This is a genomic window from Methylobacterium sp. E-025, from assembly GCF_022829705.1.
Classification (GTDB): Bacteria; Pseudomonadota; Alphaproteobacteria; order Rhizobiales; family Beijerinckiaceae; genus Methylobacterium.
The window spans coordinates 39,074-50,966 of sequence record NZ_JAKSYR010000045.1 but is presented as its reverse complement, the minus strand read 5'-3'; the positions used below and the strand labels follow the sequence as shown (position 1 = coordinate 50,966).

Annotated in this window: 14 protein-coding genes; 7 read left to right on the top strand and 7 right to left on the bottom strand. The window is 70.9% G+C overall.

What is annotated here, in order from left to right; translation table 11 throughout:
* Window positions 1-160: 160 nt before the first annotated feature.
* The 6 genes from era to MKK64_RS03930 form a co-directional block, all read right to left on the bottom strand.
* Window positions 161-1,156, bottom strand: a complete 996-nt coding sequence (gene era, locus MKK64_RS03955; protein WP_147841983.1) for a GTPase Era — start codon at window positions 1,154-1,156, stop codon at window positions 161-163.
* Window positions 1,153-1,959, bottom strand: a complete 807-nt coding sequence (gene rnc, locus MKK64_RS03950) for a ribonuclease III (protein ID WP_147841982.1) — start codon at window positions 1,957-1,959, stop codon at window positions 1,153-1,155. Before rnc ends, era begins: the two co-directional genes overlap by 4 nt.
* 8 nt (window positions 1,960-1,967) lie before the next feature.
* Entirely contained in the window at window positions 1,968-2,765 is a 798-nt protein-coding gene (gene lepB / locus MKK64_RS03945; protein WP_243932310.1) for a signal peptidase I, read from the bottom strand.
* Between the two features lie 126 nt (window positions 2,766-2,891).
* Window positions 2,892-3,305, bottom strand: coding sequence for a holo-ACP synthase (acpS, locus tag MKK64_RS03940; protein ID WP_147725737.1), 414 nt, complete (start codon window positions 3,303-3,305; stop codon window positions 2,892-2,894).
* Window positions 3,302-4,063 (bottom strand): pyridoxine 5'-phosphate synthase, encoded by a 762-nt coding sequence (locus MKK64_RS03935; RefSeq protein WP_147841980.1) that lies wholly within the window; start codon window positions 4,061-4,063, stop codon window positions 3,302-3,304. Before MKK64_RS03935 ends, acpS begins: the two co-directional genes overlap by 4 nt.
* A 232-nt stretch (window positions 4,064-4,295) precedes the next feature.
* Window positions 4,296-4,559 carry a hypothetical protein gene (locus tag MKK64_RS03930; protein WP_243932309.1) on the bottom strand — a complete coding sequence of 88 codons (264 nt, stop codon included), beginning with the start codon at window positions 4,557-4,559 and terminating at the stop codon, window positions 4,296-4,298.
* A gap of 524 nt (window positions 4,560-5,083) precedes the next feature.
* Between MKK64_RS03930 and rpsF the strand changes: the two genes are divergently transcribed.
* From rpsF to MKK64_RS03900, 6 genes are all read left to right on the top strand, one after another.
* Window positions 5,084-5,554, top strand: a complete 471-nt coding sequence (rpsF, locus tag MKK64_RS03925; RefSeq protein WP_147725734.1) for a 30S ribosomal protein S6 — start codon at window positions 5,084-5,086, stop codon at window positions 5,552-5,554.
* A 3-nt stretch (window positions 5,555-5,557) separates the two neighbouring features.
* A complete protein-coding gene (rpsR, locus tag MKK64_RS03920) occupies window positions 5,558-5,824 on the top strand; it encodes a 30S ribosomal protein S18 (RefSeq protein WP_147725733.1) in 267 nt (88 codons plus the stop codon).
* 139 nt (window positions 5,825-5,963) lie between these two features.
* Window positions 5,964-7,016 carry a hypothetical protein gene (locus MKK64_RS03915; RefSeq protein WP_243932308.1) on the top strand — a complete coding sequence of 351 codons (1,053 nt, stop codon included), beginning with the start codon at window positions 5,964-5,966 and terminating at the stop codon, window positions 7,014-7,016.
* Window positions 7,017-7,066: 50 nt separating this feature from the next.
* A complete protein-coding gene (rplI, locus tag MKK64_RS03910) occupies window positions 7,067-7,639 on the top strand; it encodes a 50S ribosomal protein L9 (protein WP_147725731.1) in 573 nt (190 codons plus the stop codon).
* A gap of 272 nt (window positions 7,640-7,911) precedes the next feature.
* Window positions 7,912-9,399: a replicative DNA helicase gene (locus MKK64_RS03905; protein ID WP_147725730.1), complete on the top strand. Its 1,488-nt coding sequence runs from the start codon at window positions 7,912-7,914 to the stop codon at window positions 9,397-9,399.
* 115 nt (window positions 9,400-9,514) lie between these two features.
* On the top strand, window positions 9,515-10,222 hold the full coding sequence (locus tag MKK64_RS03900; RefSeq protein ID WP_279593024.1) for a DUF29 family protein: 708 nt from the start codon (window positions 9,515-9,517) through the stop codon (window positions 10,220-10,222).
* A 33-nt stretch (window positions 10,223-10,255) separates the two neighbouring features.
* On the opposite strand, the gene MKK64_RS03895 is transcribed toward MKK64_RS03900, so the two are convergent.
* On the bottom strand, window positions 10,256-10,573 hold the full coding sequence (locus MKK64_RS03895; RefSeq protein ID WP_243932306.1) for a cupin domain-containing protein: 318 nt from the start codon (window positions 10,571-10,573) through the stop codon (window positions 10,256-10,258).
* A gap of 106 nt (window positions 10,574-10,679) precedes the next feature.
* Between MKK64_RS03895 and alr the strand changes: the two genes are divergently transcribed.
* Entirely contained in the window at window positions 10,680-11,855 is a 1,176-nt protein-coding gene (gene alr, locus MKK64_RS03890; protein WP_243932305.1) for an alanine racemase, read from the top strand.
* The last annotated feature ends 38 nt before the right edge of the window (window positions 11,856-11,893 follow it).

Sequence of the window (11,893 nt, the reverse complement as noted above, 5' to 3'; positions counted from 1 at the left end):
TTCGGGACCGGGCCGCCGAAGCGGCCTTGGAGGATGGGGAAACGCCGCGCCTTGGGCGACCCCGCGCGAGCGGTTCGGGGGGGCGGCCGGATCGGCACGGGGAGCACGGCGCATCAACACGCGGTTTCGCGCGATTCGAGAAGCCGGAAACCGAAACGGATCAGCCGCGCGGGAATTCCAGGCCCATCTCGCGGTAGCGGGCCGGGTCGTCGGCCCAGTTCTCGCGCACCTTCACGTGCAGGAACAGGTGGACCGTGGTCTCGGCGACCTCGGCGATCTCGCGGCGGGCCGCCGTGCCGATCGCCTTGATGGTCTGGCCGTCCTTGCCGAGCACGATCGAGCGCTGGCTCTCGCGCTCGACGAAGATGGTCTGCTCGATCCGCACCGAGCCGTCCTTGCGCACCTGCCACTGGTCGGTCTCGACGGTGGAGCGGTAGGGCAGCTCCTCGTGCAGCCGATCGTAGAGCTTTTCGCGCGTGATCTCGGAGGCGAGCATGCGGATGGGGGCGTCCGAGACCTGGTCCTCCGGGTAGAGCCAGGGGCCGGAGGGCATCAGCTTGGCGAGCGCCTGCTTGAGCGTGGCAATGCCGTCGCCGTTCAGCGCCGAGATCATGAAGGTGTCGGCGAACGGGATGCGCTTGTTCAAGTCCTCGGCGAGCGCGAGCAGCTTCTCGCGCAGGATCAGGTCGATCTTGTTGAGGATCAGGATCTTGTGGCGGCGCACGTCCGGCAGGCGCGCCAGGATCGTCTCCAGCTCCTCGTCGATCCCCTTGCGCGCGTCGACCAGCAGGCAGACCGCGTCGGCGTCCGCCGCCCCGCTCCAGGCGGAGTGGACCATCGCCCGGTCGAGCCGGCGCTTGGGCTGGAAGATGCCGGGGGTGTCGACCAGCACCACCTGGGCCGAGCCCTCGATCAGGATGCCGCGCACCAGCGCCCGCGTGGTCTGGACCTTGCGCGAGACGATCGAGACCTTGGTGCCGACGAGGCTGTTCAGGAGCGTCGACTTGCCGGCGTTCGGCACGCCGATCAGCGCCACGAAGCCGGCCTTGGCATCGGCCGGGGTGCCCGGCAGCAGGCTCGGGGGGGCGCGCTCCGGCACCGCCTCGAATTCGTCCCGCGGGCCGTCCTCGGGTTCGTCGTGGGGCATCGCGCTCATGTCCGGTCCTCGCTCGGCCGCTCGCCGGCCCCCTGGCCGGCATCCCGCCCTGCCCCGTCTCCGCCCGGGCCGGCGCCGTCGCCGATGCCCTCGCGCGCCAGCACGGTGCGGGCGGCGTCCTGCTCGGCGAGGCGCTTCGACGGCCCCTCGCCGACCCCCGGCTCGAGCCCTTCGACGCGGGCGGCGATGCGGAAATGCGGCGCGTGGTCGGGGCCGGAGCGCTCGACGACGTCGTAGGCCGGAATCGCGAGGCCGCGGCCCATCGCCCATTCCTGCAGCGCCGACTTCGCGTCGCGGCCGCGCGGCGCGCCGGTCGGCTCGGCCGGGCGGAAGGCGGATTCGATCAGCGCCCGGGCGGCCTCGTAGCCGGCATCCATGTAGACCGCGCCGAGGATCGCCTCGCAGACGTCGGCCAGGATGGTCTGGTTGCGGCGGCCGCCGCCCAGCACCTCGCCCTGCCCGAGGACGAGGTGCGGGCCGACGTCCCAGGCGGTGGCGACGGCGGCGCAGGTCTCGCGCCGGACCAGCCCCGCCAGCCGGCGCGAGAGGTCGCCCTCGTCGGCCTGCGGAAAGGCGGCGTAGAGCCGATCGGCGATGGCGAGGCCGAGGACGCGGTCGCCGAGGAATTCGAGGCGCTGGTAGCTGCCGGCGCGGCCCGCCGCCTTGCTCACATGCGTCACCGCGCGGGCGAGCAACGACGGATCGGCGAAGCTGTGGCCGATGCGCGCCTCCAGCACCGACAGGTCGGGCTTCGGGCGGGTGATGCGCCGTGCGCGGGCGGAGGGGCGCGCCTCGTCGGGCAAGGCGGGGGTCAGTGGATCGTCGAGAACAGGCGGCCCCAGCGCACGTGGGCCGGCCAGTTCCAGATCTGCCAGGCGGGCGTGCCCTCGTCGATCGAGAAGAAGATCATCTCGGCGCGGCCGACGAAGTTCTCGAACGGCACGTAGCCGACGTTGGCGAGGTCGCGCGAGTCGGTGGAGTTGTCGCGGTTGTCGCCCATCATGAAGAAGTGCCCCGGCGGCACGGTGTAGAGCTCGGTCTTGTCCCAGAACCCGTTGTCGCCGTCGCGCTCGATCGTGTGGTGCACGACGCCGTTCGGCAGCGTCTCGTTGTACTGCGGCACCTTGGTCGCCTGGCCGTACGGGTCGATGGTCTCGTAATCGGCGATGCGCTCGCGCTTGACCGGCTTGCCGTTGATGTTAAGCACGCCGTCGATCATCTGGATCTTGTCGCCGGGCAGGCCGATCACCCGCTTGATGTAGTCGGTGGCGTTGTCCTTGGGCAGCTTGAACACCGCGATGTCGCCGCGCTTCGGCTCGGCGGCCCAGATGCGCCCTTCCGCCTTGGTCGGCAGGTATTCGCTCAAGGGCAGCGAGTACTTCGAGTAGCCGTAGGAATATTTCGACACGAACAGGTAGTCGCCGATCAGCAGCGTCGGGATCAGCGATCCCGAGGGGATGTTGAACGGCTGGAACAGCAGCGTGCGCACCACCAGCGCGATGAGCAGCGCCTGGATCCCGACCTTCAGGGTCTCGCGGATGCTGGCCCAGGTCCCCGGTTGCGCCCGGACCTCGTGTTTGCCGTCCCGATCCAAGCGCGCGCGTTCCATCTGTCGATCCGTCTGGGACGAGGCCGACGGCCCGCGCGGGCGCTGCCCGCGGCGCCCCACCGTGTCCGTTGCGTCGCGGCGGTCTAGACCAAGCCGGGTTCCCCCGCAACGCGGCGGGAGGTGGCGTCAACCCCGCCCGGTGCCCTCCGGCACGGCCTCGATGATCACGAAAGCTTGTGCCATCGGCGGGTCGTCGGTGAGGGTGACGTGCAACCGCGCCGCGTGCCCGGCCGGCAGCATCGCGGCCAGCCGGTCCAGGGCTCCGCCGGTGAGATGCAGCGTCGGCTGCCCGCCGGGCAGGTTCACGACCTCCATGTCGCGCCAGAACACCCCGTGCGCGAGGCCGGTGCCGAGCGCCTTGGCGCAGGCCTCCTTGGCGGCGAAGCGCCTTGCGTAGGACGGCGCGCGGGCCGCCTTTCGGTCGCACCGGGCCCGCTCGCCGTCGGTGAACACCCGGTGCGTGAAGCGCTCGCCGAAGCGCGCGAGCGAGCGCTCGATCCGGCGGATGTCGCAGAGGTCGGAGCCGATCCCGAGGATCATCGGCCCCGGCTCCCCGCCCGGGCCGCCTCCATCGCCGCACGCATGTCGCGGATCGCCCGGGGCAGCCCGACGAAGATCGCGTCGGCGATGAGCGCGTGGCCGATGTTGAGCTCGCGGATCTCCGGGATCCGCGCGATCGGCCCGACGCTGTCGGTGGTCAGCCCGTGGCCGGCATGGATCTCCAGCCCGAGCCCCTGCCCGTGCTCGGCGGCACGGACGATCCGGGCGAGCTCGTGCGCGGTCGCGGCCGCATCGCCCGCGACCGCGGCCTCGCAGTAGCTGCCGGTATGGAGCTCCACGACCGGCGCGCCGAGCGCGTGGGCCGCCTCCATCACCGCCGCGTCCGGCTCGACGAACAGCGACACCCGGATGCCGGCCTCGGCCAGCGCGCGGATGCGAGGCGCGAGGTGATCGCGCCCGCCGACGATGTCGAGGCCGCCCTCCGTGGTGCGCTCCTCGCGCTTCTCGGGGACGAGGCAGGCGGCATGCGGCTTCAGCGTGCGGGCGAGCGCCACCATCTCGTCGGTCGCCGCCATCTCGAAGTTGAGCGGCACGGTCAGCGTCCGGGCGAGCGCGGCCATGTCGGCGTCGCGGATGTGCCGCCGGTCCTCGCGCAGGTGGGCCGTGATCCCGTCGGCACCGGCCTCCACCGCCAGCAGCGCCGCCCGCACCGGGTCGGGATAGCTGCCGCCGCGGGCGTTCCGGACGGTGGCGACGTGGTCGATGTTCACGCCGAGGCGGAGAGGATGTGCCGACATGCGCCGATCTTTTCGCGTGGCTTCGAGGTGATCGCGTCGTGCTTAGCCCAGATCGGGCCGCCCTGGCGCCTCGCCGCCGCGAGAAATCGCCCGACCCGTGCTGTTTCGAAGGCGACGCGGCGCGGGTCGGATGGTCGCGGCCTCCTGCGAAGGGCCCTCGAACGCGGAAAGGCCGGGCACGACGGCCCGGCCTCCCTTCGACGAAGCCCGAAGGCTCGTCCGTCGTTGGTGCTCAGCGGACCGGGTTGGCGCCGGCGTTGCCCGGAACCGTGCGGGCGCCGTCCTCGCGGCCGGCCGGCATCGCGTTGGCGGCGCCCGGAGCGGTGCCGGTTGTGGCCGGCATGTCGCCCCGCATCGTGCCGCCCTTCTCCATCGTCTTCTTGGACGGGCTCTTCACGCTGCCGGGATTGTTCATGTTGCCGGTCGCGGACTGCGCGAACGCCGCACCCGAGAGTGCGAGCACGAGCGCCGTGGCGGAGATGAGTGTCTTACGCATGGGACGGATCCTTCGTGTGGTCGGTGTGGGAGGAGGAACGTCGCGGCCCGGGGATGGTTCGGAGAAACTTCGCGCGGCCGACCTCCCGATGCGTGCGAGCCGCGCCCAGGGGCCTGGTCCCGTTGCGCTTTCCGGGGAACGGAAATCGTCGCCGCCCTCCGGAAGCGCGTCGCGGCGTTCGATCGCCAGCACGCAGGCGACGGGACGGCCCGACGTGCCCGGCCGTGCGATGCAGCCTTGCGATTCAGCCTTGCGATTTTTCCCGAAACCGACTATCCGCCGCCACTCGCGTTCGCTCCGGCTGGGGGCTGAACGGACGGTGCCGTTCGCGGCACAGGCTTTTTTCCGCGTCGCCTGGCGACGATCGAACGAGCCGTCGTCCCGTGTCTCCGCCTTCGATCAACCGCTCGGGCCCGTTGAAACGGCTCGGAGGGCTTGGCGCCGGGCGATCTCGCGAACCGAACCGGCCCGGAACTCATCGTGCATCTGCATGTCCGGGCCTCATTCAAGCTGAAGGGCCCGTAATGCCTCTCTACGAGCACGTATTCCTGGCACGCCAGGACGTGACGTCCCAGCAGGTCGAGACGATGATCGAGACCTACAAGGGCGTCATCGAACAGAACGGCGGACGTTTCGAGAAGATCGAGATGTGGGGCGTCAAGTCCCTCGCCTACCGGATCAAGAAGAACCGCAAGGCGCACTTCACCCTGCTCAACATCGACGCCCCCCCGGCCGCCATGGCCGAGATGGAGCGCCAGATGCAGATCTCGGAAGACGTGCTGCGCTTCATGACCATCCGCGTGGAGGAGCTCGAGCACGAGCCGTCCGCGATGATGCAGAAGCGCGACCGCGACGACCGCAAGGATCGCGAGCGCGGCCGTCGTCGCGACGACGAGGGCTTCGGTGGTGGCGGCGGCTTCGGCGGCGACCGCGACCGTGGCGACCGCGGCGACCGCGGCGACCGGCCCGAGCGCAACTTCGGCGGGGAGAACTAAGCCATGGCATTCGGTGCAAGTGCTGGTGGAGCCGCCGGCGGCGGTGGCCGTCGTCCGTTCTTCCGTCGTCGCAAGACCTGCCCCTTCTCCGGCGCCAACGCGCCGAAGATCGACTACAAGGACGTGAAGCTGCTGTCCCGCTACGTCTCGGAGCGCGGCAAGATCGTCCCGTCCCGCATCACCGCGGTCTCGGCCAAGAAGCAGCGCGAGCTCGCCCAGGCGATCAAGCGCTCGCGCTTCCTCGGCCTGCTCCCCTACGTCATCAAGTAGGCTCTTCGGAAACCTGCCGGCCCTGGTCCGCCAGGGTCGGCCACCATCCTTCGGGCGACGGTCTCCGCCGCCCGATCGTTGGGGCGCCTCGCCTCTAACCCCGCCCGCACTCCTGCGCGGCGGCGGGACAGCGGATCTCATGGTTCAGAACCTCGGCATCGGCATCGGCGCGGGCCTCGTCTCGGCACTCCTGTTCGGGATGCTGCTGAAGGCCACCCCGCTCGCGATCGTCCTCTATCTCCTGGCGCCCCTGCCGATCCTCATCGTGGGACTCGGTTGGAATTCCCGCGCCGCGCTCGCGGCGGCGGCTTCCGGCAGCCTCGCGCTCGCCCTCGTCGTCTCCCCCTATCTCGGCCTCGGATTCGCCGCCTACCTCGCCGTGCCGGCGTGGTGGCTCGCCTATCTCGCCCTGCTCGGCCGGCCGAACGCCGACGGCAGCCTCGAATGGTATCCGACAGGTCGCCTCCTCGGCTGGACCGGCGCGACCGCGGCGCTGGCCTTCATCGCCATCGCCGTCCTGTCCGCGCCGAGCCACGAGGCATTCGAGGGACAGCTGAAGAGCCTGGCCGGCACCATCGTCCGCGCCCAGATGCGTGGCCTGCCGAGCGCGCCGGCCAAGCCCGATGCCGCCCGCCCGGACGCCAACGAGCCCGTCGCTGACAAGCCCGTCGGCGAAAAGCCGGCGGCCCCCGAAAAGCCCAGCGACGCGGCCGATGCCACGCCTGCGGGATCCGAGGCGCATGACGACCTGGTCGATGCGCTGGCGCGCACCGTGCCGGCCTTCGCCGCCAACGGGCTCGCCCTGCTCCTGACCTTCTACCTCTGGGCCTCCGCCCGCATCGTCCAGCTCTCGGGCCGCCTGCCGCGGCCCTGGCCGGACATCCCGTCGACCGTGATGCCGCGCGCCATGCTCGGGCTGCTCGGCCTCGCCGTGATCCTCGCCTTCGCGCCGGGCTACGCGGGCGTGCTCGGCACGGCCCTGGTCGGCTCGGTGAGCGCGGTCTTCGCGCTGCAGGGGCTCGCCGCCTTCCACGACCGCAGCCGCGGCCAGCCGGCGCGCGGCATGATGCTGTTCGGCCTCTACCTGATCCTGTTCTTCACGCAGGGCATCGCCCTGATCGTGCTCACCCTGTTCGGCCTCGCCGACACCGCGCTCAACTGGCGCCGTCGCCCCGACGGCGCGACCCCTTGAGACCCCGGCCGGCCCTCATCGGCGGCCTTACCTGAAGAAGGACGAAGACCATGGAAGTGATCCTGCTGGAGCGCGTCGCCAAGCTCGGCCAGATGGGCGAGACCGTGAACGTCAAGCCGGGCTTCGCCCGCAACTTCCTCCTCGCCCGCGGCAAGGCGCTGCGCGCGACGGAAGGCAACAAGAAGCACTTCGAGACCCAGCGCGCGCAGCTCGAGGCGAAGAACCTCGACCGCAAGAAGGACGCCGAGGCGGTCGCCGAGAAGCTCGACGGCCAGACCTTCGTGCTCATCCGCCAGTCGGGCGAGTCGGGCGTGCTCTACGGCTCGGTCTCGACCCGCGACCTCGCCGAGGTTGTGACCAAGGAAGGCTTCACCGTCGAGCGCGGCCAGTTCACCCTGAACCAGCCGATCAAGACGCTCGGCCTGCACGTGATCCCGGTGGTGCTCCACCCCGAGGTCGACGTGAAGGTCACCGTCAACGTCGCCCGCAGCCCGGAAGAGGCCGAGCGTCAGGCCCGCGGCGAGTCGGTCACCGAGCGCGAGGCGTTCAACCTCGACGACCTCGGCCTGGAGGTCGGCATGGCGCTGGCCGAGGCCGGCGAAGGCGCCGACGACCGCGGCTGATCGCATCGCCCTGCCCCCTCCCCACGCGGGAGGGGCGGGCTGTGAATGGCGGTGACAGCGGGGAAGGCGGCCCGGGAGGGTTGACGCGTTCCTCGTTTGTTCCAAGATGGGCGCCCGTTCCTCGCACCGAGGGGCGGGCGTCCTCGCGTTCCGGGCACGGTGACGCGGACGCCGGCGGCTAAGCATCGGTCAACCCGACTGGTGCCATGGTCGTCGGATCATGTCTGGGATGCGGCGCCGGCCCGGCCCGCATCGATTCGGAGCGACCGCCGATGGCCCTGCCCAATGCCCTAGCGGCCAAGCTCGAAGCCGTGCAGGCGGAGTACCGCGTCGCGCCGCACAACATCGACGCGGAGCAGGCGCTGCTCGGCGCGATGCTGGTGAACAACGACGCCTACTACCGCGTCTCGGACTTCCTGCTGCCCGAGCACTTCATGGAGGACGCCCACCAGCAGATCTTCCAGGTGGCGACCTCGCTGATCAAGGCGGGCAAGCTCGCGACCCCGATCACCCTGAAGACCTATCTCGGCGACGCCGATTTCGGCGGCCAGACGGTGATGCAGTACCTCGCGCGGCTGGCGGCCGACGCCACCACCGTCATCAACGCCGGCGAGTATGGCCGCACGATCTACGACCTCGCGATCCGCCGCCGGCTGATCACCATCGGCGAGGACCTCGTCAACGGCGCCTACGAGGCCCCGGTCGAGCAGGCCCCGCGCGACCAGATCGAGGACACCGAGCGCCGGCTCTACGAGCTCGCCGAGGCCGGCAAGTACAGCGGCGGCTTCCAGAAGTTCTCGGACGCGCTCACCGCCGCCGTCGACATGGCGGCCAAGGCGTATCAGCGCGAGGGCAAGCTCTCGGGGCTGGCCACGGGGCTCTCCGACCTCGACGCCAAGATGGGCGGCCTGCAATCCTCGGATCTGATCATCCTCGCCGGCCGCCCGGCCATGGGCAAGACCTCGCTCGTCACCAACATCGCCTTCAACATCGCGAAGGCCTACCAGGGCGAGAAGCAGGCCGACGGCACGATCAAGACCAAGAACGGCGGCATCGTCGGGTTCTTCTCGCTCGAGATGTCGGCCGAGCAGCTCGCCACCCGCATCATCGCCGAGCAGTCGGGCGTGCCCTCCTACAAGATCCGCCGCGGCGACATCCGGCCGGAGGACTTCTACAAGATCACCGACGCCGCCCGCGACATGCAGACGATCCCGTTCTACATCGACCAGTCGGGCGGCATCTCGATCGCGCAGCTCGCCGCCCGCGCCCGGCGCCTCAAGCGCCAGAAGGGCCTCGACGTGCTGATCGTCGACTACCTCCAGCTGCTGGCGGGCTCCGGCAAGCGCTCGGACAACCGCGTGCAGGAGATGACCGAGATCACCACCGGCATGAAGGCGCTGGCCAAGGAGCTCTCGGTTCCGATCATCGCCCTGTCGCAGCTGTCGCGTCAGGTCGAGAACCGCGACGACAAGCGCCCGCAGCTCTCGGACCTGCGCGAATCGGGCTCGATCGAGCAGGACGCCGACGTGGTGATGTTCGTGTTCCGCGAGGAATACTACGTCAACAACAAGAAGCCCCGCGAGGGCACGGAGGAGTTCTTCGCCTGGGAGGCGGAGATGAACCGCGTCCACGGCAAGGCCGAGGTGATCCTCGGCAAGCAGCGCCACGGCCCGACCGGCACGGTGGAGCTGCAGTTCGACGCCAACATCACCCGGTTCTCGAACCTCGCGCAGAGCGACCGGCTGCCCGAGCAGATGTGATAGGGTGCGCGCTCCGCCCGATCGGAGACGCCCCATGGCGCTGGCGAAGCAGGCTCGGCCCCGCGAGACGACCACCCTGAACGACGTGTTCGAGGCCTAGCGCGGCCTCGTCGGGCTGATCCTCGCCGACCCTGCCACCGACGGAGTGATGGCCCAGATCCTCCGCGATGAGGATTGGACCCATCCGCTCCATCGCGGCGTGTTCGAGGTCGCGGGCGCCCTCGTGGCGGCCGGCGAGGCGATCACCCTCGCGGCCGTCCTGCCGCGGGTCGCCGACGTGGGGCCGGACGGAACGCCGGCCGAGGCCTATCTCGCGGCGCGGATCGCGGGCGCGCCTGCGGCATCGGAGGCCGAACCGCTCGCGCGGCGTCTCGCTGCCGCGGCCGACATCCGCGACCGCCCCGACCCCTATCTCCGCGACGTCTACGCATGGGCCTTCGCGCAGGCCGAGCGTCTCCGGCGCGGACAGTTCTCGTCCCTCGACGCACTCAACCTGGCCGAGGAGATCGAGGACTCGGGCACCGAGATCTACAACCGTCTGGAAAGCGCGCTCCGCATCACGCTGATCCATCTGCTGACATGGGATTTTCAGCCCGAGAAGCGGACGCGAAGCTGGGCGCTGTCGATCCGGACCGGGCGCCGGGCCGCAGTGAAGCTTCTCGAACGCAACCCCGGCCTCACGAGCCGCCTGTCCGGTGCCATCCGGGAAGCCTACGACGACGCCCGGATCGAGGCCGCGGGCGAGACCGGCCTCGACGAAACGGTCTTCCCCGATGCCTGCCCCTATTCCCACGAGGCGATCATGACCCGCGCGATCGCCTAGCCGCCCGAGCCGGAGGCGGGCTAGGCGCCGACGCTAGAGCGTCACCAGCGCGCCGGGCTGCTTGACCTCGATCTCGACGAAGGCGATCGGGTGGTCCGAGCCGTTCATCACGTCGTGGCGGATGCCCGCCGGGCGGCTGTAGGCCTGCCCCGCGGCGAGCGCGGTCTCGCCGACCTGCTCGCCGTCATGGACCCGGAGCGTTCCGGCCACCAGCATCACCACGAAGTAGGGCCAGCCGTGCTCGTGCCATCCGGTCACGGCGCCGGGGGCGAAATCCCAGCGGGTGATGCGAAGCGTCGCGTCGTCCAGCTGGACGGTGGGAATCGCCGGGATCGTGCAGGCGAACGCCATTGGCTGTCTCCTCGGAAGGCTGCGCGCGCCGCAAGCCCCGTGTTGCAGGTTTCGCGTCGCAGGTCCTGCGTTGCAGGCCCCGTGCCTTCCGGCCGCTGGCGCGGTAATGGCATGCCCTGACCCGTCAGGCTGCGCGGACGGCGACGCACGCGCGGCGGAACATCGGAGCCCGACGATTTCCCGAGACAGCACCGTCGCGACCGACGCCATCGGGCACGGCGCCCGCCTCATCGTCGATCTCGGCGCCATCGCGGAGAACTGGCGCCGCCTCTCGGCGGAGGCACCGGGCCGCGCCTGCGCCGCGGTGGTGAAGGCCGATGCCTATGGCTGCGGCGCCGAGCCGGTCGCCCGGGCGCTCTGGGCGGCGGGCTGCCGCACGTTCTTCGTCGCGCATCTCGGCGAGGCCGCACGCGTGCGGGGCGCGCTGCCCGAGGCCGCGATCTACGTCCTGAACGGGCTCTCCCCCGGCTCCGCCCCGGCCTATTTGGCGATGGACCTGCGCCCCGTCCTCGGCTCGGTCGAGGAGGTGTCGGACTGGGCGGCGGCCTCGCGCGGGATGCGTGCGGCCGCGCTCCACGTCGACACCGGCATGAACCGTCTCGGGCTCGCCGTCCCGGAGGCGCTGGCGCTTGCCGGCGATCCACGGATCGGGGCCGCCGGCATCGACCTCGTGATGAGCCACCTCGTCAGCGCCGAGCTGCCCGACGAGGCGGTCAACGCCCGGCAGATCGCCGACTTCGCGACGGTGCGGGCGGCGTTTCCCGGCATTCCCGGCTCGCTCGCCAACTCGTCGGGCATCTTCCTCGACGGGGCGACGCATCACGACCTGCTGCGGCCCGGCTACGCGCTGTTCGGCGGCAACCCGACTCCCACGCGCCATGCCAACCCGATGCGGCCGGTGGTGCGGCTGGAGGCGACGATCCTGCAGATCCGGCAGGTCGCCGCCGGCGCGCAGGCCGGCTACAACGGGTGCTGGACCGCGCCCGCGCCCCGGCGCCTCGCGACGCTCTCACTCGGCTACGCCGACGGCTATCCCCGGGCCGCGAGCGGGCACGGCCACGCGCTCGTCGCCTGCATTCCCTGCCCGATCCTCGGCCTCGTCTCCATGGACCTGATCATCCTCGACGTCACCGAGGCGGCGGACGCCCGGCGCGGCACCATCGCCACGCTGATCGGCGATGGGCTGGACGTCGACACGGTGGGACGCGCCGCCGGCACGATCGGCTACGAGATCCTGACGGGGCTGGGTTCTCGTTACGTTCGCACGTATATCGGGGCGTGACGCCGTCCGCCCGGAGCGGATCCGGCCCCGAACCCGCT

Excerpts from the sequence above, each read along its gene's own strand:
- MKK64_RS03935 (WP_147841980.1), bottom strand. The coding sequence starts at position 4,063 with ATGTCGGCACATCCTCTCCGCCTCGGCGTGAACATCGACCACGTCGCC.
- rpsF (WP_147725734.1), top strand. The coding sequence starts at position 5,084 with ATGCCTCTCTACGAGCACGTATTCCTGGCACGCCAGGACGTGACGTCC.
- era (WP_147841983.1), bottom strand. The coding sequence starts at position 1,156 with ATGAGCGCGATGCCCCACGACGAACCCGAGGACGGCCCGCGGGACGAA.
- lepB (WP_243932310.1), bottom strand. The coding sequence starts at position 2,765 with ATGGAACGCGCGCGCTTGGATCGGGACGGCAAACACGAGGTCCGGGCG.
- MKK64_RS03915 (WP_243932308.1), top strand. The coding sequence starts at position 5,964 with ATGGTTCAGAACCTCGGCATCGGCATCGGCGCGGGCCTCGTCTCGGCA.
- MKK64_RS03895 (WP_243932306.1), bottom strand. The coding sequence starts at position 10,573 with ATGGCGTTCGCCTGCACGATCCCGGCGATTCCCACCGTCCAGCTGGAC.
- acpS (WP_147725737.1), bottom strand. The coding sequence starts at position 3,305 with ATGATCCTCGGGATCGGCTCCGACCTCTGCGACATCCGCCGGATCGAG.
- rplI (WP_147725731.1), top strand. The coding sequence starts at position 7,067 with ATGGAAGTGATCCTGCTGGAGCGCGTCGCCAAGCTCGGCCAGATGGGC.
- alr (WP_243932305.1), top strand. The coding sequence starts at position 10,680 with ATGGCATGCCCTGACCCGTCAGGCTGCGCGGACGGCGACGCACGCGCG.
- rpsR (WP_147725733.1), top strand. The coding sequence starts at position 5,558 with ATGGCATTCGGTGCAAGTGCTGGTGGAGCCGCCGGCGGCGGTGGCCGT.
- MKK64_RS03905 (WP_147725730.1), top strand. The coding sequence starts at position 7,912 with ATGGCCCTGCCCAATGCCCTAGCGGCCAAGCTCGAAGCCGTGCAGGCG.
- MKK64_RS03930 (WP_243932309.1), bottom strand. The coding sequence starts at position 4,559 with ATGCGTAAGACACTCATCTCCGCCACGGCGCTCGTGCTCGCACTCTCG.